26 protein-coding genes and 1 tRNA gene are annotated in these 23,993 nt (G+C 43.0%); 15 read left to right on the plus strand and 12 right to left on the minus strand.

Going from position 1 to position 23,993, the window contains the following annotated elements; genetic code table 11:
* The first annotated feature begins 47 nt into the window (after positions 1–47).
* Positions 48–121, plus strand: a tRNA-Pro gene (locus PCY06_RS09840).
* Positions 122–220: 99 nt separating this feature from the next.
* On the opposite strand, the gene PCY06_RS09845 is transcribed toward PCY06_RS09840, so the two are convergent.
* The 4 genes from PCY06_RS09845 to PCY06_RS09860 all read right to left on the minus strand — a co-directional run bounded on the left by PCY06_RS09845 (position 221) and on the right by PCY06_RS09860 (position 2,856).
* Entirely contained in the window at positions 221–538 is a 318-nt protein-coding gene (locus tag PCY06_RS09845; RefSeq protein ID WP_008809152.1) for a DUF960 domain-containing protein, read from the minus strand.
* 115 nt (positions 539–653) lie between these two features.
* On the minus strand, positions 654–1,187 hold the full coding sequence (locus PCY06_RS09850) for a DUF402 domain-containing protein (protein WP_012000105.1): 534 nt from the start codon (positions 1,185–1,187) through the stop codon (positions 654–656).
* An 89-nt stretch (positions 1,188–1,276) separates the two neighbouring features.
* Complete coding sequence (gene recX, locus PCY06_RS09855) at positions 1,277–2,053, minus strand: recombination regulator RecX (protein WP_082307129.1); 777 nt, start codon at positions 2,051–2,053, stop codon at positions 1,277–1,279.
* Between the two features lie 26 nt (positions 2,054–2,079).
* Complete coding sequence (locus PCY06_RS09860; RefSeq protein ID WP_082307128.1) at positions 2,080–2,856, minus strand: aminoglycoside 3'-phosphotransferase; 777 nt, start codon at positions 2,854–2,856, stop codon at positions 2,080–2,082.
* A gap of 55 nt (positions 2,857–2,911) precedes the next feature.
* On the opposite strand from PCY06_RS09860, the gene rlmD reads away from it, so the two are divergent.
* Positions 2,912–4,282, plus strand: coding sequence for a 23S rRNA (uracil(1939)-C(5))-methyltransferase RlmD (gene rlmD / locus PCY06_RS09865; protein WP_082307127.1), 1,371 nt, complete (start codon positions 2,912–2,914; stop codon positions 4,280–4,282).
* A gap of 183 nt (positions 4,283–4,465) precedes the next feature.
* Here the strand turns inward: rlmD and PCY06_RS09870 are convergent, their stop codons facing one another.
* The 4 genes from PCY06_RS09870 to PCY06_RS09885 all read right to left on the minus strand — a co-directional run bounded on the left by PCY06_RS09870 (position 4,466) and on the right by PCY06_RS09885 (position 10,200).
* Positions 4,466–5,170 carry an MIP/aquaporin family protein gene (locus tag PCY06_RS09870; protein WP_082307126.1) on the minus strand — a complete coding sequence of 235 codons (705 nt, stop codon included), beginning with the start codon at positions 5,168–5,170 and terminating at the stop codon, positions 4,466–4,468.
* Positions 5,171–5,238: 68 nt separating this feature from the next.
* Positions 5,239–7,065: a type 1 glycerol-3-phosphate oxidase gene (glpO, locus tag PCY06_RS09875; protein ID WP_096754702.1), complete on the minus strand. Its 1,827-nt coding sequence runs from the start codon at positions 7,063–7,065 to the stop codon at positions 5,239–5,241.
* A 41-nt stretch (positions 7,066–7,106) separates the two neighbouring features.
* Complete coding sequence (glpK, locus tag PCY06_RS09880) at positions 7,107–8,615, minus strand: glycerol kinase GlpK (protein WP_046165927.1); 1,509 nt, start codon at positions 8,613–8,615, stop codon at positions 7,107–7,109.
* Between the two features lie 157 nt (positions 8,616–8,772).
* A complete protein-coding gene (locus PCY06_RS09885; RefSeq protein WP_082307124.1) occupies positions 8,773–10,200 on the minus strand; it encodes a helix-turn-helix domain-containing protein in 1,428 nt (475 codons plus the stop codon).
* Between the two features lie 255 nt (positions 10,201–10,455).
* On the opposite strand from PCY06_RS09885, the gene PCY06_RS09890 reads away from it, so the two are divergent.
* From PCY06_RS09890 to PCY06_RS09930, 9 genes are all read left to right on the plus strand, one after another.
* On the plus strand, positions 10,456–10,686 hold the full coding sequence (locus PCY06_RS09890) for a DUF1858 domain-containing protein (RefSeq protein WP_045501785.1): 231 nt from the start codon (positions 10,456–10,458) through the stop codon (positions 10,684–10,686).
* Positions 10,687–10,688: 2 nt separating this feature from the next.
* Positions 10,689–12,050, plus strand: a complete 1,362-nt coding sequence (locus PCY06_RS09895; protein ID WP_082307123.1) for a DUF438 domain-containing protein — start codon at positions 10,689–10,691, stop codon at positions 12,048–12,050.
* A gap of 26 nt (positions 12,051–12,076) precedes the next feature.
* Positions 12,077–12,331, plus strand: coding sequence for a DUF1912 family protein (locus tag PCY06_RS09900; RefSeq protein ID WP_061594643.1), 255 nt, complete (start codon positions 12,077–12,079; stop codon positions 12,329–12,331).
* A 240-nt stretch (positions 12,332–12,571) separates the two neighbouring features.
* Entirely contained in the window at positions 12,572–13,132 is a 561-nt protein-coding gene (locus tag PCY06_RS09905; protein WP_185760800.1) for a GNAT family N-acetyltransferase, read from the plus strand.
* Positions 13,132–13,710: an AAA family ATPase gene (locus PCY06_RS09910; protein ID WP_061593731.1), complete on the plus strand. Its 579-nt coding sequence runs from the start codon at positions 13,132–13,134 to the stop codon at positions 13,708–13,710. The genes PCY06_RS09905 and PCY06_RS09910 overlap by 1 nt, the downstream gene beginning before the upstream one ends.
* On the plus strand, positions 13,703–16,348 hold the full coding sequence (locus tag PCY06_RS09915; protein WP_082307122.1) for a valine--tRNA ligase: 2,646 nt from the start codon (positions 13,703–13,705) through the stop codon (positions 16,346–16,348). The genes PCY06_RS09910 and PCY06_RS09915 overlap by 8 nt, the downstream gene beginning before the upstream one ends.
* Entirely contained in the window at positions 16,345–17,442 is a 1,098-nt protein-coding gene (locus PCY06_RS09920; protein WP_048809621.1) for a hypothetical protein, read from the plus strand. The genes PCY06_RS09915 and PCY06_RS09920 overlap by 4 nt, the downstream gene beginning before the upstream one ends.
* A 343-nt stretch (positions 17,443–17,785) precedes the next feature.
* Entirely contained in the window at positions 17,786–18,010 is a 225-nt protein-coding gene (gene relB, locus PCY06_RS09925; RefSeq protein WP_008809136.1) for a type II toxin-antitoxin system RelB family antitoxin, read from the plus strand.
* Complete coding sequence (locus PCY06_RS09930; RefSeq protein WP_045634732.1) at positions 18,003–18,287, plus strand: type II toxin-antitoxin system RelE/ParE family toxin; 285 nt, start codon at positions 18,003–18,005, stop codon at positions 18,285–18,287. The genes relB and PCY06_RS09930 overlap by 8 nt, the downstream gene beginning before the upstream one ends.
* Positions 18,288–18,368: 81 nt before the next feature.
* Here PCY06_RS09930 and PCY06_RS09935 read toward each other — a convergent pair whose 3' ends face one another.
* The 4 genes from PCY06_RS09935 to PCY06_RS09950 are packed head-to-tail and all read right to left on the minus strand — an operon-like array spanning position 18,369 to position 21,107.
* Entirely contained in the window at positions 18,369–18,662 is a 294-nt protein-coding gene (locus PCY06_RS09935; protein ID WP_045634731.1) for a DUF5960 family protein, read from the minus strand.
* Positions 18,640–19,014 carry a hypothetical protein gene (locus tag PCY06_RS09940; RefSeq protein ID WP_045634730.1) on the minus strand — a complete coding sequence of 125 codons (375 nt, stop codon included), beginning with the start codon at positions 19,012–19,014 and terminating at the stop codon, positions 18,640–18,642. Before PCY06_RS09940 ends, PCY06_RS09935 begins: the two co-directional genes overlap by 23 nt.
* Complete coding sequence (locus PCY06_RS09945) at positions 19,011–20,426, minus strand: Y-family DNA polymerase (protein ID WP_125376054.1); 1,416 nt, start codon at positions 20,424–20,426, stop codon at positions 19,011–19,013. Before PCY06_RS09945 ends, PCY06_RS09940 begins: the two co-directional genes overlap by 4 nt.
* Before the next feature lie 3 nt (positions 20,427–20,429).
* Positions 20,430–21,107, minus strand: a complete 678-nt coding sequence (locus PCY06_RS09950; protein WP_125376053.1) for an XRE family transcriptional regulator — start codon at positions 21,105–21,107, stop codon at positions 20,430–20,432.
* A 182-nt stretch (positions 21,108–21,289) separates the two neighbouring features.
* Here PCY06_RS09950 and PCY06_RS09955 point away from each other — a divergent pair, with 182 nt between their 5' ends.
* From PCY06_RS09955 to PCY06_RS09970, 4 genes are all read left to right on the plus strand, one after another.
* Positions 21,290–21,778, plus strand: a complete 489-nt coding sequence (locus PCY06_RS09955) for a YcxB family protein (protein ID WP_082307119.1) — start codon at positions 21,290–21,292, stop codon at positions 21,776–21,778.
* A 72-nt stretch (positions 21,779–21,850) separates the two neighbouring features.
* Positions 21,851–22,399 (plus strand): 16S rRNA (guanine(966)-N(2))-methyltransferase RsmD, encoded by a 549-nt coding sequence (rsmD, locus tag PCY06_RS09960; protein ID WP_185760801.1) that lies wholly within the window; start codon positions 21,851–21,853, stop codon positions 22,397–22,399.
* The gene (coaD, locus tag PCY06_RS09965; protein WP_082307117.1) at positions 22,389–22,883 is read left to right on the plus strand and encodes a pantetheine-phosphate adenylyltransferase; all 495 of its coding nucleotides are present in this window, start codon (positions 22,389–22,391) and stop codon (positions 22,881–22,883) included. The genes rsmD and coaD overlap by 11 nt, the downstream gene beginning before the upstream one ends.
* Positions 22,870–23,913 carry a SepM family pheromone-processing serine protease gene (locus PCY06_RS09970; protein ID WP_046165911.1) on the plus strand — a complete coding sequence of 348 codons (1,044 nt, stop codon included), beginning with the start codon at positions 22,870–22,872 and terminating at the stop codon, positions 23,911–23,913. The genes coaD and PCY06_RS09970 overlap by 14 nt, the downstream gene beginning before the upstream one ends.
* Positions 23,914–23,993: the final 80 nt, after the last annotated feature.

A 23,993-nucleotide genomic window follows, 5' to 3' on the forward strand; every position in this document is an offset into this window, starting at 1 on the left:
GACTCCTCTAGGGTGCATATAGTGATAGGAGAGATATTCGATCACGACGGGAAGTAGCTCAGCTTGGTAGAGTACTTGGTTTGGGACCAAGGTGTCGCAGGTTCGAATCCTGTCTTCCCGATTGTATTTAATTAGGACTAAACTTATTGTTTAGTTTTTATTTTTTAAAAAAGTCAATTGAAGAAACTTCAATTGACTCTTTTCATAATAGATTTGTTTATTACATGATTGAGTATTCATCTGCTAACATAATCGTTTCTTTTCCATTATTATCTGTAATGTAGATAGTTCGAGGATAGAATGGATTGAATTTATATGTGAAATCAAAGGAGATCAGTGTATCAAGATGAGCTTCAGAAAATCGATAAGTTAGTTTTCCATTATTATTGAGAAGTTCGAATTGGATGAGATTTTCTAGTGGAAATGTATCTTTCAGGAAGTTATCAATAATGTACCAAAATGTATCAATAACTTCATCTGGTAAACTAGTAACTATTCCAAAACTGGCATATCGTCCTTTAGTGTTGGTAAATGCCATATTAACTGCTCCTTTCGTAAATTGTTTTCTTTATGATACTGAAAAATTGCTTAGATTGCAAGAAATTGCTTTTCATTTTTGGAAAACAAAAAGAGCGTGAGCTCTTTTGACAACTTTAGCGATTCTTTAGTTCTATATAGCGTTTGTACCAAATGTTAACATAAGCTTGCGAAAATGGTCCACGCTCTTGGTTGATCCAATCAACAAGAATTTTTACATTTTCCTTTAGAATATAATCTAAGTCATTTGAATAATTCATTTTTTTCTTATGACGTTCATATTCTTCTACATCTAGCAGGCGTTTTTCACCGTCAGCAAAGACTTTTACATCTAGGTCGTAGTCAATGTATTTTAAAGCTTCACTATCGAGATAGTAGGGGCTGGCTAGATTGCAGTAATAAGATGTGCCATTTTCTCGAATCATTGCAATGATATTAAACCAATATTTCCTATGAAAATACACGATTGCTGGTTCACGAGTGACCCAGCGTCGTCCGTCACTCTCAGTAACAAGAGTATGGTCATTTACCCCAATAATCGCATTTTCTGTTGTTTTTAGTACCATGGTGTCGCGCCATGTACGGTGCAAGCTACCATCATGCTTATAACTTTGAATTGTAATAAAGTCGCCTTCTTTGGGAAGTCTCATTTTTTACCAACTTTCTACAATTTTTAAAGTTTATCACTAATTATTGTATCATATTTTCATGAATAATTCTAAGTTTTTCCCTAAAATTTTTAGAAATAGTCTCTCAGAGCGCTAGAGATGTCGGAGAAATCATAGCCTTTGCGAGCTAGAGCTTGGGTCAGACGCTGTTTTAAGTCATAGCCGTCGTGCTTTTTTGAGTACTTGCGGTATTGCTTGTCTAACTCTTTATAGAGTAGCTCTTCTTGGTTCTCTTGGTCTTCTTCGATGTCCAAATGCTGATAGGCTTTTTTGGCTTGGCTATATGAAAAACCTTTGTTTATCAAGGATTGAAGAATTTTTTCTTGTAGGGCCTTGCTGGGCAGTTTACCCTGGTATTTTTTGAGCAGCTTTTGGGCAACCTTGTCTGTTAATTCAGTGAAATCAAACTGGCTCAATTCTTCTTCTATGATAGTGCTAGAAATTCCTTTTTGACTGAGTTTTTGCTTGAGAACAAAAGCGCCTTTGTCACCAGTGAGAAGGTTGGATTGGATAAAAGAATTAGCATACTTTCTATCATTAATCCAATTATCTTTTTTTAGATTGTCCAAGACCTGGCTGATGGTTTCCGGTTGGATGTCGTGCTGCGTTAAGTAGTCTTTAACTTCCTTAGTAGTTCTTTGCTTAAAGGAGAGTTGGTAGAGGGCTAGGTTTTTGCCATAGGAAAATTGGGCATAGTCTTGAATTTTTTTTAGCTCTTGCTCTGTGATTTCCATTCCTTTAGACAGCATGAATCTGACGATGGTGTCTTCTGTAATATAGAGCTTTTCGCTGTCGTCCAACTCCAAGAGGTAGAGTCTTTTTTTCTTTTCGATTTTTGTGATTTTCATTGGGGATTTTGGTAAAGTCCTTTCTTTTAGCTAAATGCTTCAAAGGCAGCTATCAAGCGTAGTTTGTCTATATCAACATCCTTCCGGCCATAGTAATCAAGAAAGAGCTCTGCGTATTGTGGGTCAGATAAATTATAAGTAAGAGACCAGATGGCCCAATAAAGGTCAATGTGGTGATCGCTAAGGCCAGCGAGACCAAGGTCAATAAAGCAGGAGAAGGTTGAAGCCTCTTTCAAAATGAAATTAGGCAAGCAGGCGTCACCGTGAATCAAGGAATCCGCAGTCAGTAAGTGTCCCTGTTCTTGGATAAGCTTGTAGGCTTCCTCACGGCTTTGGATATGAAATTGAGGCAACAAGGCTTTTTGATAAAAGTAGCCTTTCCGATAATTTTCCTCTGCTTGCTCTTTATAGTGTTGGAGGCGATGCTGGATTGGGAAATGCTGGGGTTGGAGGCTGTGAAGTTTTTTGAGTGTGACAGCCATCGTTTGGCAAAGTTCTTCTGGCTGTTGGAGAAAGGCTAGGGCGTCCTTGCCCTCGGCTTCTTTAGTCAGCAGGTAGTCTTTATCTGCTGTCAGGTAGTGAATGACAGGTACACCGAGTCCTTGCTCTTCAAACCACTTGGCAAGTGTGGCCTCTTGAGCTAACTGGCCTTTTTGGTCGATTTTCAAATAATAGCCCGTATCAGCATAGAAAACACTGGCTCCAGAATGTGAGGACCTGTCGTAAAAATTGGCTCTCTCTAGATAAGTTCGTATTTGCTTAGGGTATTGGGCTAGTGGAAGGGATATTTTTTCTGTTTTCATACTTTTATTTTAACATATTCTCAACTAATGCGAGGCAGCGTGGTATAATAGAAGCATGAATGTGAAAGTGAAGCAAAGAATCCCTTTGAAAATTAAGAAAATGGGGATTAATGGGGAAGGAATTGGATTTTATAAGAAAACACTGGTCTTTGTGCCAGGGGCTTTGAAGGGTGAGGAAGTCTACTGTCAGGTGACCAGGATTCAGCGTAATTTCATTGAGGCCAAGCTCTTGACAATTAACAAACGGTCGAAATTTCGGGTGGAGGCGCCTTGTGAGATTTATGATAGCTGCGGGGGCTGTCAAATCATGCACCTCCACTATGACAAGCAGTTAGAGTTTAAGGAAGATTTGCTGCGTCAGGCCTTGAAAAAATTTGCGCCATCAGGCTATGAGAACTATGAGATTCGTCCGACTATTGGTATGCAGGAGCCACTCTATTATCGGGCTAAACTGCAGTTTCAGACTCGGAAATTTAAGGATGAGGTCAAGGCGGGGCTTTATGCCCAGAATTCCCACTATCTGGTCTCGCTGAAAAACTGTCTGGTTCAGGACAAGGTAACGCAACAGATCATCAATAAGGTGGCTCGGCTTTTAAGTAAGTATAGGCTGCCTATCTATGATGAGAGGAAGACTGCTGGAGTACGCACGGTCATGATTCGAAGAGCCAGAAAGACGGGTCAGGTGCAGATGATTTTTGTGACAGGCCGCAAACTGGACTTTTCTCCAGTCGTCCGAGACCTGGTGGCTGAATTTCCTGAGTTGGAAACAATAGCAGTCAATTATCATACGAGCAAGTCCAGTGAGATTTATGGGGATAAGACAGAGATTATCTGGGGCGAGAAGACCATCCAAGAAGGAGTGCTGGACTATGAGTTCTCCCTATCGCCTCGAGCTTTCTATCAGCTCAATCCTGAGCAGACAGAGGTGCTCTACGGGGAGGCGGTTAAGGCGCTTGATGTGACGAAAGAAGACCATTTGATTGATGCTTATTGCGGGGTTGGAACCATCGGCTTTGCCTTTGCTAAAAGAGTCAAGTCTCTGCGGGGTATGGATATCATCCCTGAGGCCATTGAAGATGCCAAGCGTAATGCGAAACGAATGGGATTTGATAATACACTCTATGAGGCTGGGACGGCAGAGGAGATTATTCCTCGCTGGTATGCTGAGGGCTATCGGGCGGATGCCTTGATTGTCGATCCGCCACGAACTGGTCTGGACGATAAGCTGCTGGAGACAATTGTCCGCTATGCACCTGAGAAGATGGTCTACGTTTCCTGCAATGTCTCAACTCTGGCTCGGGATTTAGTCAAGCTCTCTCAGGTCTACGATGTTCACTATATCCAGTCGGTTGATATGTTTCCGCATACCGCTCGGACCGAGGCAGTGGTGAAATTATCCAAGCGAGATAGCTCTCGTTCGAGTTAATTGTAAGCAGCTCGCAAGAGCTAACAAAATCATTCTAAAAAGGACTTAGTTTTCTCTAATACAGGGCTAAGTCTTTTCTTTTGTCAAAATTGCAACGGTTTTATAGGGATTCAGTCTTAGCCTAATCAATTAGTCAAAAAAAGAGAACACACGTCAAGCGTTCTCTAATGATAATAGGTTATATTAGAATAAACCGAAGACTAGGACTGCAAGGACGGCACCGATGATTGGTCCGACAACTGGAACCCAAGCATAGCTCCAATCGCCATCTCCTTTTTTAGGAATAGGAAGAAGACTATGCATGATGCGAGGTCCTAAGTCACGAGCTGGATTGAGGGCATAGCCAGTTGTTCCACCAAGTGATAGTCCAATCCCGATAATCAATGTTCCGACTGCAAAAGTGCCAATGCCTGCTTGCAGCTTATAAAGTCCAAGAGAGAAGATAGTCAGCACAAGAACAAAGGTTCCAAGGATTTCGCTAATCAGGTTAGAGAAGGTATCTTTGATAGCTGGGCCTGTGCTGAATGTACCCAAGACATTAGCCGGATTTTCTTCAGCTAGATAGTGAGGTTTGAACTGTAGGAAGACTAGGAACTGTCCGACCATAGCACCTGCAAACTGAGCAAGGACGTAAGGAAGAACAGATGCCCAAGGCAAATCACCTTTCAGAGCTACTCCGATTGTTAGGGCAGGGTTCAGATGGGCTGGGCCAAGGTTGCCAGATACAAAAGCAGCGATGGCAACAGCAATCCCCCATCCCATGGTAATCACAATCCAGCCTGAATTGTGACTCTTAGTTTTGGGAAGAACCACACCTGCAACTACACCATTACCCAGAAGGAGCAAGAGCAGTGTTCCTAAAAATTCACCAAATATTTCTTTCATCATCTATGTTACTCCATTTAAAAGAAGGGGAGGCAGACAGTTGTTTTGCCTACCGCCTCTTCTCGTATTTTCTATTTTTTTAATTCTTCTAAATCGTTATTTGCAAGGGCAGCTTGAACATCATTTCGATAAGTTGCTTTTTCTTCTTCTGTCCAGTCGTAGAATCGACCCATTTCATCCAGAACAGGCTCTACAATAGCATCTAAGCTATCCCGCATAAAGAGCATGTGATTTGTCCGGCGAAGCAGGAAGTCGACTGGGCTGAGTGCTAATTCGTTACGCATAGCATAATGCAGTGACAAGGTATCAGCTAGGCTGAGACCTGGTGCTTGTTCGATGCTGTGTGCGAGAGCAAAGACTTTAGGAGCATTTGAACCGTAAAGATTTGCAAGATAGAAAGCTTCTTTGCTGTCTAAGCCACGTGAGACACCAAGTTGAGCAAATGCTTCGATTTCGGAATCCACATTTGCTGGATTGAGCTCTCCACCTGAAACAGGGTAAGTCTTAGAGTTGATGAGCTTGAAGCTGCGGTCAAATTCTGCTTTGAGGATTCCAACGACACGCTCCATAGCGCCTTCAGCCATCTTACGATAGTCCGTAATCTTACCGCCAGCAAGGGTCAAGAGACCATTGTTATCGCGTTCTAAGCTGGAACCGCGAGACACGGCAGATGGATCCAAGTGTTTTTCAGAAGTGCTGCTTTCGAGTTTGGTAACAGCCGCTTCGACATCCTCGCGAGATTTTTCTTTAGCCAAATAGCTCTCAACAGTCGCAATCAGAGCATTGAAACTTTCGTCGCTAATGGTACCGTTGTTTCCGCCATTATAGTCAGAAGCACTGTTTCCTGCGATGAGAGGACGCAGACCTGCCCAGCTGCTTTCGATGTCGTCAATTGAGATCTTTGCTTCTGGGAAGCGATTATTGACAATGCCCAAGAGGTAATCTACATCTTCCTGAGTCACTTTTGGATGCTCTAGGTCGCCAGTGTAGTCAGTGTCTGTCGTACCAAAGTAGGTTTTATTTTCACGTGGAAGGACAAAGACCATCCGGCCGTCTCCCAAGCCTGTGTCAAAGTAGACTGGCTGAGAAACTTTGATTTTGCTAGAGTCAACTACCAAGTGAACTCCCTTGGTTGGACGCATTTGTGAGTATTGCTCACCGTCATTTGACAGATTGCGTACCTTGTCACTCCAAGGTCCAGTTGTATTGATAACTAGACGAGCCTTGATTTCAAAGACTTGGTCTGTCAAGAGGTCACGCGCAACGACTCCTGTAATCTTTCCAGCTTCATCAAATAGGAAGCCTTCTGCCTTGATATGGTTGGCAATCAGGGCACCGTCTTGGTTTGCGCGTTTGATATTTTCAATTACGAGTCGAGCGTCGTTGTTGCGGAAGTCAAGATAGACACCGCCACCAACCAGACCTTCCTTCTTGAGTTCAGGTTCCCGTTCTAGCACTTCCTCCTTGCTTAAAACTTTGTTGGCAGCAGGAGTGTTGTTGACACCGGCCAAGAGGTCATAGAGGTCCATAGCCACTTTCAGACGGAAGAGGCTAAAGGTAGCGCCCTCTTCTTCATAAACAGGAAGCAACATAGGATCTGGTTTTGGAATATGGGGGGCAATTTGCTGGACCACAGCACGCTCAGAAACTGTATCTGAGACCACCTCTACGTCGAATTGCTTGAGGTAACGAAGGCCACCATGGACCAATTTGGTAGAGCGGCTAGAAGTCCCTTCGGCAAAGTCTTGCATTTCAATCAGACCGGTCTCCAAGCCACTAGCTGCTGCTTGCAAGGCTACTCCAGCACCGGTAATCCCCCCACCAATAATCAGGAGGTCTAAGGTGCGTTCCTGCATTTTTTTAATCGATAATTCACGTGTTTTCTTTGAAAATTCCATATTTACACACTTTCTAATTAAGTCGCGTTATTCTTTCAGTATTAGTCGTCGATTTCTGCAAAGACTTGAGTTGCTTTAACGGCTTTTTTCCATCCTTTGTAGAGCTGTTCCTTGCGAGATTCATTCATAGACGGCTCAAAGAGTTCTCCAGTTTCATTGAGAGTACGGAGTTCGTCTAAGTCTTTCCAGTAGCCTACTGACAGACCTGCCAAGAAGGCTGCACCGAGAGCAGTTGTTTCTAAGTTTTTAGCACGGGCAATATCGATTCCCAAAATGTCAGCCTGGAACTGCATGAGGAAGTTGTTCATAGCAGCACCGCCGTCGACTTTGAGGACTTGAATAGCAGTCTTGGCATCCACCTGCATGGTATCAATGATGTCGCGTACTTGGTAAGCGATGGATTGCAGAGTAGCCTTGATAAAGTCTTCCTTGCTGGTTCCGCGGGTCAAACCAAAGACAGATCCACGTGCATTTTGATCCCAGTAGGGAGCGCCCAGACCTGTAAAGGCAGGTACGACATAGACTTCGTCATTGTTGTGAGAATCTAGGGCATATTTTTCAGATTCTGGTGAATTTTCAACCATCCGAAGACCGTCGCGCAGCCATTGAATGGCACTTCCGGCAATGAAGATAGAACCTTCTAAAGCATAGTAAACCTTGCCGTTGATACCGTAGCCGATGGTTGTCAAGAGGTTGTTTTCAGACAGCTGCATCTCTTCACCGGTGTTCATGATGATGAAGGAACCAGTTCCGTAAGTGTTTTTGACCATACCAGGCTCAAAAGCTAACTGTCCAAAGAGAGCTGCCTGCTGGTCACCAGCCATACCAGAGATTGGAACTTCTCCACCGTAGAAATGGAAGGCTGCAGTTTTACCATAGATTTCTGAGTTAGAACGAACTTCTGGAAGCATGGCTTTTGGAATGTTGAGGATTTCCAAAATCTCATCGTCCCATTTGAGATCTTTAATGTTATAGAGCATGGTACGAGCGGCATTGGAGTAGTCGGTCACGTGAGCCGCGCCGTCAGTCAATTTCCAAACCAGCCAGGTATCAATAGTACCAAAGAGCAATTCGCCCTTTTCAGCTCTTTCTTGCGCTCCCTCTACATGGTCCAAAATCCAGCGAACCTTGGTAGCAGAGAAGTAAGCGTCAATAATCAAACCAGTCTTTTCATGGAATTTTTCTACGTAGCCTTGGCTTTTCAGCTGTTCAGCCAGAGGAGCTGTCTGACGAGACTGCCAAACGATAGCATTATAGATAGGAAGTCCCGTATTCTTATCCCAGACGACAGTTGTCTCACGCTGGTTGGTGATTCCGATGGCTTCAATTTGGTTAGGTTTTACTCCACTTTCGATGAAGGCACCGGCGATAACGGACTGCACAGAGTTCCAAATTTCATTGGCATTGTGCTCAACCCATCCAGCTTGAGGGAAAATCTGAGTAAATTCTTTTTGACTGGAGCTAACTTTTTCTCCTTTTTTGTTAAAGATGATAGCGCGGGAACTAGTTGTTCCTTGGTCAATGGCCATGATGTATTTTTCTTGTGACATGAACTGTCCTCCTGGTAAAAATCTTGAGGATGTTTCCTCTACAGTAACTAGTATATAAAATAAAACGCTTTCTTTTTCATCAACTTTTTTTAAATTTTAAAAAAATATGAGGAGATTGTGCGAAAATCACAAAGAAACCTGGATTTCTCCAAGTTTCTCAATGAAATATCATGTTCCGAATTTTTGCTAAATCTTCTAAATCCAAGTCATTTTTTAAATAATAGACGGGAATCTGTTGGTCCTGATGGATGGGATTGTTTGTGATGATGAGATCGTAATTTTTGGTAAGGTCGTAGGATTCAATCGTAATAAAGCGATTGTACTCTAAATACCGCCTTAAAATGGCCGTCATTCTGGAAACAACTATAAAGCTATCGGTCAAGTCCATGCCTATCTTGATGACTTGACCGTCATTTTCAGCAATATACTCCATCAGCTGGAGCCATTCCCACAACACCTTTTTATCCAGAGATGTTCCCTGCTGGAAAATAGGCAGTTTGCTAAAAATAGTGTCTGCTACTTGTCGATAATCGTATTCGCTCCACAAGTATGGGTGGCGCAATTCCAAGTTGTGCTTGTATTTGTCTTGCAATAGATAGCCTTTGAAAAGAAAGACACTGGCGCAGAGCTGGCTTAGTTCGTAGGTCACCTGATCCTCAATATAGTCCCCTAGCAAGTTCTGGCCCTTCATCTCTTGAATCAGTTGCGTAATCAGACTGGCAATTTCACCGCCAAAGCCCAGAATATACTCCATGGTGTGCAAGGGTAGAACCCGATGGGAAAGCAGAAATGAAAAGAAAATCATCATTTCCCCGTCTTCCTGACTCAGAGTGATGTGCTGTCCAGCAAAGAAATCATTTGTCCTGCGATGCAAGCGCTGGTAGAAGATATTTTCAAAATAGCCCTGCATTTTCTGCTCAATGTCTTTGAATTGACAGGCATTGACTCTTAGGCGCTGTTGGGTGATATGTGCCCAAAGGGCCAAGTCCAATCGCTGGCCTTGAGAGAGCTGGGCTCCGCAGAGTTCTTCTAAGACGACAACTTCCTTCCTTCTTTCTGTTTTTTGAAGTTCTTTCTCCCAATCTTGGCTGGTCCAGACCTTGCGAAAGAGGCAGAAATATAAGTAGCGGATCTGGTGCTCAGGTCCTTTCAAGCGGCCATTTTGGATAGATAGTTCAAACTCTGATAAAATCTGATTTAGACCAGATATATGACGGCCTAGTGTTGCTTCACTGATCATGAGCTCTTGGGCTAATTGATGGGCTAAAAACTGCTGATGGTAGAGCAGGTAGTCTAAAATCTGGTATTTGACAGCATTGTCTAAAAAGAGTCTGCGAATGTCCCGTCCCTTGGTATCTGGACCGACAGACAGACTGAGCGATTCGTCCTGAAGCTGGATGGATAAGGCTACATGATGGTCGATAGCCTTGTCATTTATCAGGCTAATGTACTTGGTCAAGGTTGCTTTGGAGAAGCCTGTTTCAGACATGACATCCTTCAAACTGGATGTAGAATGTTGCTGTAAATAAGATAGGACAATAAACTGTCCCGCTTCACTCTTTTCCATTAAGTCTGCTAGATACATACGAAAACCCTTTCAATTCACTAGTCTTAGCTTAACACAAAATAGGAAAAAGAAGAAACAATGTGCTTCAATTTTTCTTATCGTTGCCTGGGTCAATAATGGAAGGCAGAAGTCTGTCATTATGTCTATCTTAATTCGCTATTCCATTTCTTTTGAACAAGCGTAAGAGGAGCAGACACTCCTGCTTTTTTTTGCTTTGAGTCTGATAGCTTTTTTATGGTATAATTGTAGAAAAATGACGATGAAGGAGCAGCTATGGATAATGTGATTGATTTGTCTATCCCGGTGGCAGAAGTGATTGAGAAACATCCCGAGGTTTTGGATGTCTTGGTAGAATTAGGCTTTACGCCTCTGGCCAATCCCGTTATGCGCAATACAGTCGGGCGCGTGGTTTCTATCAAAAAAGGCGCTGGTATGAATGGCATTGACCTTAATAAAATCAAGCAAACTCTGGAATTAAATGGCTATGAAGTGGTGGGGATTTAGACATGGCTACTGAACGTATTGAAGTCCTCAAGTCTATCTTGCTGGACCTACATAACGGTGCTTCTGCAGAGTCCGTTCAGGAGCTTTTCAACGAGCATTTTGCTGGTGTGTCCGCTATTGAGATCAGCCTGATGGAGCATGAGCTGATGAACTCGGATACGGGAGTGACCTTCGAAGATGTCATGTCCCTCTGCAATGTCCATGCCAACCTCTTTAAAGGAGCCATTCAGAATGTAGAGGTGGCGGATACCGACCATCCAGGTCATCCGGTTCAAGTCTTCAAGCAGGAAAATCTAGCGTTGCGGGCTGCCCTCATGCGAGTTCGCAGGCTCCTATCTACCTATGAAAGTACAGAAGATGAGGAGCTTCTTCCAGAAATCCGTAAGGGACTCCAGCGCCAGCTGAGTTTGGTGGGACAGTTTGATGTCCACTATCAGCGCAAGGAAGAGCTCATGTTTCCCATCATGGAGGGCTACGGTCACGATTCGCCGCCCAAGGTCATGTGGGGGGTAGATGATCAGATTCGAGCCCTTTTCCAAGAGGCTAAGATTGCTGCAGAGCAGCTGCCTGATACTTCGATTCAAGAAGTCAAGGACAAGTTTGAGACCTTTGCGGCTGAGTTTGAAGCTATGATTTTCAAGGAAGAATCCATCCTTCTCATGATTCTCCTCGAGTCCTTCCATCAGGATGACTGGCTCAAGATTGCTGAGGAGAGTGATGCTTATGGCTATGCCATTATCAAGCCAACGGAAAAATGGATTCCTGCGCGGCACAAATTCTCGGAGGAGGAAGCTGGGGATGCTGCTGATGAAGGAAGCGAAGTGCCAGCCAGCACAGAGCAGACTAGTGATGGTAGGTTTCAGCAGGTCATTGATACGCCGGATGGTCAGGTCACCATTTCCTTTAAGCCTAAGGAAAAGAAGGAGCAAACCTTTAATCGGGACTCCCAGCAGCCTTTTGGTCATGGCTACCTGTCGGTGGCGGAGGCCAATCTGATTTTGGACCATCTGCCCATGGAGATTACCTTTGTCAATAAGGACGATATTTTCCAGTATTATAATGACAGCGTGCCAGCGGATGAGATGATTTTCAAGCGGACGCCTTCCCAGATAGGGCGCAATGTTGAGCTCTGTCACCCGCCCAAGTTTTTGGACAAGGTGCGGCGGATTTTCAAGGCTTTGCGAGAGGGAGAGCGGGACAAGTTTGAGATGTGGTTCAAATCGGAATCACGGGGCAAGTTTGTCCATGTGACCTATGCGGCGGTGCGGGATGAATCTGGTGAATTTCAGGGGGTGCTGGAGTATGTGCAGGATATTCAGCCCTTCCGTGATATTGACAGTGATTTTTACCGAGGTTTGGACTAGGTATTTGCAGTTAGAAAGTGAGAAAAATGAGTTACGAACAGGAATTTTTACAGGAGTTTGAAGCTTGGGTAAAGTCCCAGGTCATGATTAACCAGATGGCCCTCAAGGAGAGTCAGGCGGTCTACGAGGCAGACAAAGATGAGCGGGCTAAGGAAGCGGCCATTCGCTATGAAAGTCGTCTAGATGCCTACCAGTTCCTTTTAGGGAAATTTGCCAACTATCAGACGGGCAAAGGATTTCACGACCTGCCAGATGGACTTTTTGGGGAGAGAAATTATTGATTTTTCACTGGAAAGGTGATAGAATAGGTTCATCAGAGGTGTTTTGAGTCAAGCATTTTACAGAAAGTGGCGGAGCTGAGAAGTCCACAAGTGTGTCAAAACTGGTTGCTGATGAGATGATAAATTGAAATAAATAAAGCAGCGGGCCTGGCCCGAAACTGGGTGGTACCGCGGATAAGCACATTCGTCCCTGTCATGGATATGGCAGGGGCGATTTTTTGTAGAAAGCGAGGTAGAAGGATGACAAGAGCTGAGTTACCAGATCGATTAGAAACAGAACGGCTCGTGTTACGAGTCCGCACCGTGGCTGATGCTGAGGATGTCTTTGACTATGCCAGTCGGCCAGAAGTCTCTTATCCAGCAGGCTTTCCGCCCGTCAAGACCTTGGAAGATGAGGTTTATTATCTGAAGCATATTCTTCCTGAGCGTAATCAAAAGGAAAATCTCCCAGTAGGCTACGGGATTGTCGTCAAAGGAACGGATAAAATCGTTGGCTCTGTCGATTTCAACCATCGCCATGAAAATGATGTGCTGGAAATTGGCTATATCTTGCATCCAGACTATTGGGGACGTGGTTATGTTCCCGAAGCAGCGCGTGCCTTGATTGATCTGGCTTTTAGAGAACTGGGTCTTCACAAAATTGAGCTGACCTGCTTTGGCTACAATGTCCAAAGTCAACGAGTAGCTGAGAAGCTTGGCTTTACTCTCGAAGCTCGCATTCGAGACCGCAAAGATGCCCAAGGCAATCGCTGTGATGATTTGAGATATGGCTTGCTTAGGAGTGAGTGGGAGGTGGTTTGATGCACATTTTCATCATTGGGGCTCCGGCTTCTGGGAAAATGACGATTGGTCAAGAATTATCTCGACTAATGGCTGCTACCCTCTTTTATAACCATCAAGCCATTGATTTTGCACTAGAAATCTATCATGATTTTACAGAGGAAATGTGGGAGTTTGTTCGAGGGATTACCTTTTCTTTCCTTGGAGTAAGTGCTAGAAATCATCGATCGGTGATTTTAACAGACGTAATTGATTTTTCAAATCAGTACCAGCTTCTGTATTTGAAGAAAATTCAGGATTTGTTGGATGACTATCATCAAGAGATTCTTTTTGTGGAGTTGGAAACAAGTCTTGAAGAGCGTTTACGTCGAAATCGAACGGAGAATCGATTAAAGCACAAACCCTTAAAACGACACATTGAGGTATCTGAAAGAGAAATTTTAGAGACAGCTGAAACACTTCAATTAAATTCCCAACATCAACCGAATGAGTTGCACCACTACCTTAAAATAAATAATACGAATCTGTCTGCAGAAGAAGTTGCTAAGCAGATTCAAGATAAAATGAATACAATAGAGAAAGGACAAACACATGTCTAAACAACTTTCACCTAAATACAATCCAGCCGAGGTTGAGGCTGGTCGTTATCAAAAATGGCTTGATGCTGATGTTTTCAAGCCTTCTGGAGATCAAAAGGCTAAGCCTTATTCGATCGTGATTCCACCACCAAACGTAACTGGTAAACTCCACCTTGGTCATGCTTGGGATACGACTCTGCAGGATATTATCATTCGTCAAAAACGCATGCAAGGCTTTGATACGCTTTGGCTTCCGGGGATGGACCACGCGGGGATTGCCACTCAGGCTAAGGTCGAGGAGCGTTTGCGGGAGCAAGGAATTTCCCGCTATGACCTTGGTCGTGAGAAATTCCTAGAGAAAGTCTGGGAATGGAAAGACGAATATGCCACTACCATCAAGGAACAATGGGGCAAGATGGGGCTCTCTGTAGACTACTCTCGCGAACGGTTCACTCTTGACGAAGGCTTGTCAAAAGCGGTTCGCAAGGTCTTTGTGGACCTTTACAAGAAAGGCTGGATCTACCGTGGTGAGTTCATCATCAACTGGGACCCAGCTGCTCGCACAGCCCTTTCTGATATCGAGGTGATTCACAAGGACGTCGAAGGTGCCTTCTACCACATGAACTACATGCTGGAAGACGGTTCACGCGCCCTTGAAGTTGCGACAACTCGTCCTGAGACCATGTTTGGGGACGTTGCGGTTGCGGTCAATCCAGAAGACCCACGCTACAAGGACTTGATCGGTAAAAATGTTATCCTTCCAATCGCTAATAAACTCATCCCAATCGTTGGAGACGAACACGCAGATCCTGAATTTGGTACTGGTGTCGTGAAAATCACACCTGCCCACGATCCAAACGACTTCTTGGTTGGTCAACGCCATAACTTGCCACAAGTCAATGTCATGAACGATGATGGAACCATGAATGACTTGGCCTTCGAATTTGCTGGTATGGACCGCTTTGAAGCTCGTAAGGCAGTCGTTGCCAAGTTGGAAGAAATCGGTGCTCTCGTTAAAATCGAAAAACGTGTCCACAGTGTTGGTCACTCAGAGCGTACAGGTGTTGTGGTTGAGCCACGCTTGTCTACTCAGTGGTTCGTCAAGATGGACCAATTGGCTAAGAATGCCATTGCCAACCAAGATACAGACGACAAGGTAGAATTCTACCCACCTCGTTTCAACGATACCTTCCTCCAATGGATGGAAAATGTCCACGACTGGGTAATCTCTCGTCAGCTCTGGTGGGGTCACCAAATCCCTGCTTGGTACAATGCTAAGGGTGAAATGTACGTCGGTGAAGAAGCTCCAGAAGGTGACGGATGGACTCAGGACGAAGACGTCTTGGATACTTGGTTCAGTTCTGCCCTTTGGCCATTCTCAACCATGGGCTGGCCGGATGTCGACTCAGAAGACTTCAAACGTTACTTCCCAACCTCAACCTTGGTAACAGGTTACGACATCATCTTCTTCTGGGTGTCTCGTATGATCTTCCAATCCTTGGAATTCACTGGCCGTCAGCCATTCCAAAACGTGCTGATCCACGGTCTCATTCGTGATGAGCAAGGACGCAAGATGTCTAAATCTCTCGGTAATGGGATTGACCCAATGGATGTCATCGAGAAATACGGTGCCGATGCTCTTCGTTGGTTCCTTTCAAATGGTTCTGCGCCAGGGCAAGATGTCCGCTTCTCTTACGAGAAAATGGATGCTTCATGGAACTTCATTAACAAGATCTGGAATATCTCTCGCTACATCCTCATGAACAATGAAGGCTTGACCCTTGAGCAAGCAACTGCCAATGTCGAAAAAGTTGCCAACAAGGAAGCTGGAAATGTCACTGACCGCTGGATTCTCCACAATCTCAATGAAACGATTGGCAAAGTCACTGAAAACTTTGACAAGTTTGAGTTCGGTGTGGCGGGACACATCCTCTACAACTTCATCTGGGACGAGTTTGCGGACTGGTATGTGGAGTTGACCAAGGAAGTCCTTTATAGCGACAACGAAGAAGAGAAAGTCATCACGCGTTCTGTTCTCCTTTATACTTTGGACAAGATCCTTCGTCTCCTTCATCCAATCATTCCGTTCGTGACAGAGGAAATCTTTGGACAAATCTCAGAAGGTTCTATCGTTACAGCTGCTTACCCAACTGTTAATCCAGCCTTTGAAGACCTTGTGGCTCACACTGGTGTGGAAAGTCTCAAAGACTTGATACGTGCCGTTCGTAATGCGCGTGCAGAAGTTAACGTAGCACCAAGCAAGCCAATCACCATCCTTGTGAAGACAAGCGATAGAGACTTGGAAGCCTTCTTTAACAGCAATGTCAACTACATCAAACGCTTCACAAATCCAGAACAGTTGGAAATCGCTTCAAACATCCCTGCGCCTGAACTGGCTATGTCAAGCGTCATCACAGGAGCAGAAATCTACTTGCCACTGGCAGATCTCCTTAATGTCGAAGAAGAACTGGCTCGTCTCGACAAGGAACTAGCTAAATGGCAAAAAGAACTGGATATGGTCGGCAAGAAGCTCTCTAACGAACGCTTCGTAGCCAACGCCAAACCAGAAGTCGTCCAAAAAGAACGCGACAAACAAGCCGACTACCAAGCCAAGTACGATGCGACAGTGGCACGTATTGATGAGATGAGGAAAATATGACTACAATTTCTAATATGATTGCTAATTTTAGGCAATGGATTAATCAACACGAGAAACTAATTAACTGGATAATTGCTCCTATAATAGTTGGATTGATTTTAATTGTTCTTCCTATTATTTTTAGTAACGTTAGAAAATATTTTGGAAACGTTAAAATAACAAACAAGAACTTTATAAATGTTCCCAAAATTGTTAATGGTGAGGAATTACGAAGTGATGATACAAATGTTTTAGAAAATTATGTTCAAGCTAAATTTATTATTGAAAATAGTAAATTTGAGAGTACAATTCACAAGTTTATTTTAACAAATGTATCTGTCGAACCTTATCAATATGTTGATTTAGTTATTCAGAATGGTTTTAATAATGATACTCAGATTGTAGATTTTTACAGATTTAATAATGGAACTCAGCAGAGTAACGCAAAAGAATATAAAGTTGATATTAAATACCATAATTCAATAGATAATAGTACCAGTATCATTAGGAGTGAATCAATAGCTGGTAAACCATTAATGGGAGGTGATATTGAATCAATATTTAAAATCGACTTATCCGATTCTAAAATAAAAAAACATTTTGATAATAAAATTGCTGATTATAAACAAGATATTAAAATTACTATACATTCTGATCATGAAGAAAGTCAGATAGTCATACCATATTTAAGTTCAGAGGGAAAATTCAATAGAAATCTTGGATTTAATGGAGAACCGCTCGATAAACCTATTGTCCCAGTGCTTGAATTAGTTAAGCCATATAAACAGGATTATAGCTTTATTATTGATCAAAAACTAGTAGAAGGAAAAAATTATTTCAAATTTAACATTTTAGTTGACAAAGCTAGTTTAATAACTTATGATATAGCTTTGATTGATGATAAAGGAAAGACTATAGTAAGAACAAGACAAAAGGATCCTATTCAGATAAGATTTCCTCAATACAAACTTTTATCTCCTTTTAAAGATGATATTTATTATTACATGAGAACTAATGAATTAAATGAGAGCAATATTGATGAGGTTAAGTTTCGGCAACCAACTTTAGTAAACAGTATTGATAAAACTAAGAAGGAATATAATTTGCAAAAATAGAAATTTATTTGAATAAGAAATAAACCTTTACAAATTAAGATGTACAGGGCTAATATGCTAAGTTCTGTAAGTTCGAACTGGCTTGAGAAGTAATAACATTGCAGTCTTCTTCTCAGGTGTTGGGGGGAATTAAGTTGGGGTTTGAACGAACTAAAGAATTTAGAGTGTTATAGGGCTGCGAGTTGGATCACACATCCAAAATAATCTTCAAAGGATGTTTAGTTATATTTGGTTTTTCTAGTTTTTTACGAATTATAAGATAGATTTATCCATCTTGTTTTTTATTCTAGAGTGTAGTAAAATGTAACTACATAAGAAAACCAATTTTAAAAGGAGTAATTTCATGGCTGTACCAACTTCAGTCCGTTTATCAGATGAGTTAAATGAAAAGCTGACTCTATGGACGAGTTCCCACAATATCTCTAAGTCGGAGTTTATTGCTCAGGTTTTGGCAGAAAAGTTAGAGGATCTTTATGATATCCAAGAAGCTGATCTGGCGATGCAGGAGTGGCTTGATAATGGCCAAGAGACTTATTCTCATGATGAGATGATGAAGCGCTATGGCTAGATATCAGGTTCGTTATGCCTCAACTTTTTTCAAAGCTATGGATAAATTGGATAGAGGGACACAGAAGGTCATCGCCAAGTGGATTGATAAACATCTGGTAAATGTCGATTTTCCTAGGGCGCCAGGGAAATATTTGTCAGGCAACCTTTCGGGCTATGTGCGCTTTCGTGTGGGATCTTATCGGATTATTGCTAAGGTTGATGATGAAGATTTCGTGATTCTGAATATTCATGTGGCAAAACGTTCGGAAGTCTATAACTTTAAAGGAGAAGATTAATACTTAATTTTAGTAAGGCAAGATTATTTATATCATGCTGATTAGCCCCATATAAAAAGCTCCCATACTTCGCTTGGGAGCTTAGTGCTTTATATCTTCTGTTTGGCCTTGATAGTGGTAAATGCAGAGCCGCTTTGCCTGATCTGGACGGCTGACGGTAAAGTGGAAGTAATGGTCTTTCTGATCTAAACTTTTGGTCTTGGAGAGTTTGAAATAAGTGACCTGGCGGCTGGCCATGTGACGGAGGATATCGTCTTCCATGGCCATCAGAGGCTGGGGAAGATTGGAGAATTGATAAAAATCCTCTTGAAATTGATAGTAATTATGAGAAAAATAGTCAAATTGAAGTTCTTCATGTAGATTCTGAGTGGTCATCTGCGCCTCCTGAAGCTTGTATCGAAAGAATCTGATGGATAGCAAGGCCTTTGTAATGGTCACCTTCCTGCAGGAGGACCTGTTTGCTGTCTAGATGAAAGACAGTAGCAACAACATCGGTCAGCTTGCCCTGATTAAGAAAGGTGATTCGGATGGGAACTTGTTGGCTGTAGGCTTGTCTGAGCAAGTGGAATTTGTCCTGTCTGTCAAGCTGGGTCAGGCGACTGATATCTAGTTCTTTTTTGGCTAGAGCAGTGCTGTGTTCAGAGAGAAAAAAACCAGCCCACTTAGCCATGCCCCGATCCTGAAAGTCACGAGCTGACTGATAGGGGAGGTAGGAGCGATCGGTCATGATAAGCCCTCCAAACCTCCAGCTGAATGGCCTCCGGTTAGCTTGCTTCGAGCAATAGCACGGGAGGAGTTCAGCAAGGCAGATCCCTTAAGCAAAGAGGCAAAGCCAAAGCGATCTCTGATTTGGTCAATCGTCAGCTGGAGCTCCTCTTCTTTTTGAACTTGCAGGGGATCGTCAAAGAGAGAAATCAGACTATATCCTTGATTGACAAAGTCACTGTAAAAAACGCCAATCTGTCGGATAGCCCTGCCCTGATATTTAGAACGAAAAAGCTGAACCACGATTTGAGCTAGTCGATCGCTGTTATTGGTGGGCTCAATTTTTTTCTGTGTATGAATGGAAGGCAGGAGTTCCTGCTTGGAATAGCGGGCATAGATGGAGACACGCTGGCATTTCTTACCAGAGCGTCTGAGACGAATGGCGACCTGCTCAGCCATTTCTCGAAAAACCAGCTCAATCTCTGCTTGCTGTCTATAATCTCGGGGGAGAATTTGCGAATTCCCAAGGCCGTGTGACTTGACCTGATAAGGCTTGTGCACATTGCTTTCATCAATGCCGTGAGCGTGAAACCAAAGCTGCAGGCCCATGACCCCCATTTCTTTTTTGAGAATATCGGGGTTAAAGTGAGCCAAATCATAAATGGAATGGATGCCTAGCTTCTTAAGACGGGTGGCAGTTCGGTGGCCGATACCCCAAAAATCAGTCATGGTCGGAATGGTCCAGACCTTACTTGGTACATCCTCATAGGACCAGTTGACCCGCATCTTTTTTGTGTGTTTAGCTTCAATGTCCAAGGCTAACTTGGCGAGAAGAGGATTGGCGTTGCTCAGGCCGATAGAGGCATAAATCCCAGTCTTCTTCCAGATAGCCTGTTGAATGCGGGCAGCCAGCAGGTCTAGTTTGGTCCTGCGGTCCAGCGTCTGATCGGGAATGAAGTAGTTGATAGAGCTTGTCAAATCTAAGAAGCCCTCATCGATTGAGTAGGGGAAAATATCATCGGGAGCTGCAAAATCCTGGAAAATTTTTTGGATTTCCATATTTTTCTGGATGTAGTAGTTCATCCGAGGTGGGACCAGTAGTGTTTTTTGGGCAGAGTCTTCGATAAAGCGAACATAATCTGCTGTAATAGGCAGTCCCTGCTTGCGGGCAGCAGTATAGTTGAACTTACGGGTGTGGACATCGAAAGGAAGATTATAGCTTCGGCTGACATTCTGGCTACCGAAATTCTTTTTAAAAAGAGGGGTGGCAGCTAGTATCAGTCCAGCAGAATTTTCAACTCGGCTCATGACACAGAGCGAAGTTTTTAAAGGGTCAAGGCCAAGAGCAATGCATTCGCAAGAGGCATAAAAACTTTTCATATCCACAAAAGCGATGTCTGAACGAGGCTCGCGTGAATAATCAAATAGGACCATCACTTACACCTCAATCGGCAGAAAATGTCCAACTACGATACCAACAATAGTAGGTTGGTCTTCATAGGGAGCAAAGAGATCCTCGTAGTCAGGATTGATAGACTCTAAGCGTAGGCCTTCAGCTTCGCGGTAGACTTTTTTGATATAGGTCTTGCCATTCCACATAAGAGCATAGACCGCTCCATCATAGTCAAATCCCGTCTGTTTCATAAGGGCAACAGAGCCATTGGGATACTTGGGCTCCATAGAATCCCCAGAGACCCAGGATGCAAAGTCGTGCTGGATATCCTGATCAAAGTAGACAGTTTCGTAGTCTGTTTCATTGTCATAGTAGCTGTGACCGCGACCGGCAGCCAGCTCAACGGATAGAACCTTATAGGCTGTAAGGGAGCTAATCTTACGCTGTCTCTCTAAGAGCCGACTAGCGAGTTGGTCTACTTCTTTTTTATGTGGTGCGGTCAGTAGAGGGTAGGTGTAGAGCGCGCTGGTCTCATCCACAAAGTAGTTCTCTTGGACCTTGAGACAGGTGGCCAACCTCCTGAGATTTTTTGCGTGGGGTTCTGCTAGACCATTTTCCCAAGCAGAGTAAGTCTTTCTGGAAATTCCAAGCTCTTTGTAAATGGACGATTGAGTCAGATTGAGCTCCAGCCGGCGTTTTTTTAATTTTTCATGCGAAAACATATCACACCTCCTATGTAACGTTACAAAAGTTACGTATAGTATAACAGAAGAACATTTTAAATGCAAGTTCTTTATCATGGAAAATTAGGAGTAAATCTAAGATAGGGTTTGTCAGTATTAAGATTGCCATCTCCGTAAAGTTTGTGGTAAACTAGAAAAAAGATTGATTTGGAGGTAGAGAGATGTTTCCTATGACAGCAAAAACGACCATGACAGAAGAAGCTTATCGCCGTTTCGCTTGGGCCAATTTTTGGTATCGAAAGACTGGGCTCTTGCCTCTAATCGTTGGTGAAGTGGCTTTGTTAGCAGTGGGATTGGTCTGTCTATTTTTTAGGGAGCCTTTGCCAGCTATTGGTATTTTCATTTTCATGCCGATCATGCCTTTTTTACTTTATCGTTCTTTTAACCAACAATTCCTCAAGCTCTATAAGGATAATCCTCTCTGGCATGATTTGGAGCAGGAGTTTAGCTTCTATGAGACAGACTTTCAAGTCATTAATCGCAATCATACCTCCCGATATGATTATCAGGATATTGTGGCGATTTTGGATAAGCCGGAGAGTTTTTACATCATGGTTGGCCGGTCAATGGGACTGATCTTGGATAAGGCAGATTGTCAGCCTGAATTAATTGATTTTTTACTGAAACTAAAAGAAAACAGAAGTCTCTAATGCTGGGGTGCTTCTGTTTTTTATCTGCTTAATTTTCAAAAGATTGGCCTGCTAGAGCCTAGTTATGTTATAATACTCTTTATGAGAGTTGTTGCAGGTAAATACGGGGGCAGGCCCCTCAAGACTTTGGATGGCAAGACGACTAGGCCTACGACCGATAAGGTTAAGGGGGCAATTTTTAATATGATTGGTCCCTATTTTGACGGTGGTCGGGTGCTGGATCTTTATGCCGGGAGCGGGAGTTTGGCCATTGAGGCTATTTCGCGAGGTATGGAGGAAGCTGTTTTAGTTGAAAAGGATCGCAGAGCTCAAGCTATTATTTCAGAAAATATTCAGATGACCAAGGAGCCGGAACGTTTTGACTTGCTCAAGATGGAGTCTGGCCGAGCTTTGGAAATGTTGACAGGTGCTTTTGACTTAGTTCTCTTGGATCCGCCTTATGCCAAGGAGCAGATTGTGGCAGACCTTGAGAAGCTAGAGGAGCGTCAGCTCTTGAGTCAGGCTGTCCTAGTGGTCTGTGAGACAGACAAGGATGTGGAATTACCAGAAGAAATTGCAGGGCTGGGAATTTGGAAACAGAAGAGATATGGAATTTCAAAGGTGACGGTGTATGTCAGATAAGATAGGATTATTCACAGGGTCTTTTGACCCGATCACTAAGGGGCATGTAGATCTGATCGAGCGGGCTAGTAAGCTATTTAATAAGCTCTATGTAGGAATTTTCTATAATCGTGAAAAGTCTGGTTTTTTCACAATTGAGGCTAGAGAGCGGATCGTCAAAGAAGCGCTAGAACATTTGGATAATGTTGAGGTTATTACTTCTCAGAATGAGCTGGCGGTAACAGTGGCCAGGAGACTGGGAGCCAAGGCTTTTGTGCGTGGGCTTCGTAACAGCCAAGATCTAGACTATGAAGCTGATATGAACTTTTTTAATCTCGAGTTGGCAGGAGAGCTGGAGACGATTTTCTTGCTCAGCAAGCCAGTCTATCAGCATATCAGTTCATCACGTATTCGTGAGCTGATTGCTTTTCAGCAGGATATCGCGGATTATGTGCCCCAAAGTGTAATCAAAGAATTAGAAAGAAGAACTTATGAAAAAAATTAGTGTTTATAAATGGCCCATTATTATTTTTTCAAGCTTGATTTTGCTTGTCGTATCTTTGACGGTTCCTTTACCATACTATATTGAAGTTCCTGGCGGTGCAGAGGATATTCGAAAGGTCTTGCTGGTTGATAATAAGGAAGATAAGGAAGCTGGGGCCTACGAGTTTGTGACAGTTGGAGTTCAACGAGCAACCTTTGCTCATCTTGTCTATGCGTGGCTGACTGATTTCACGGATATCTACTCTGCCGAAGAAATGACTGGTGGATCATCGGACCAAGAATTTATTCGAATCAATCAGTTTTATATGGAAACATCCCAAAACATGGCCAAGTATCAAGGCTTGAAAACGGCTGGAAAAGATATTAGCATGAAATATCTGGGCGTCTATGTTTTGCAAGTCGCAAAAGATTCGACTTTTAAGGGAATTTTGAATATTGCGGACACGGTAACGGGAGTTAATGACAAGACTTTTGACAGTTCAGAAGAATTGGTGAAATATGTTAATTCTCAGAAATTAGGAGATAAGGTTAAGGTCACTTACCAGGAAGATGGCCAAGAAAAATCAGCGACTGGAAAGATTATTAAGCTAGAAAATGGTAAAAACGGAATCGGTATTAGCTTAATCGATAGAACAGAAGTTACTAGTAACATTCCAATTGAATTTACCACAGAAGGCATTGGAGGACCTAGTGCGGGTCTCATGTTTAGCTTGTCAATCTATACACAACTTGCAGATCCAACTTTACGAGATGGGCGTGTGATTGCAGGTACCGGAAGTATCAATCGTGATGGAGAAGTTGGTGATATTGGTGGGATTGATAAGAAAGTCGTCTCAGCTGCTAAAAGTGGGGCCAGCATCTTCTTTGCTCCCAATAATCCTGTAACAAAAGAAATGAAAAAAATCGATCCAAAAGCAAAGACGAACTATGAAACAGCAGTTGAGGCTGCTAAAAAGATTAAAACAGATATGAAAATTGTTCCTGTTAAAACCTTACAGGATGCCATTGATTATCTTAAGAACAATAAATAATAAAGCTGAGGCAGTCTTGTCTCAGCTTTATTTTTTTGATGGAAGTCTTATTTGTCAAATTAGAGAAATTATCTGACTTT

Source organism: Streptococcus sp. SG1 (assembly GCF_030439935.1).
Classification (GTDB): Bacteria; Bacillota; Bacilli; order Lactobacillales; family Streptococcaceae; genus Streptococcus; species Streptococcus gordonii.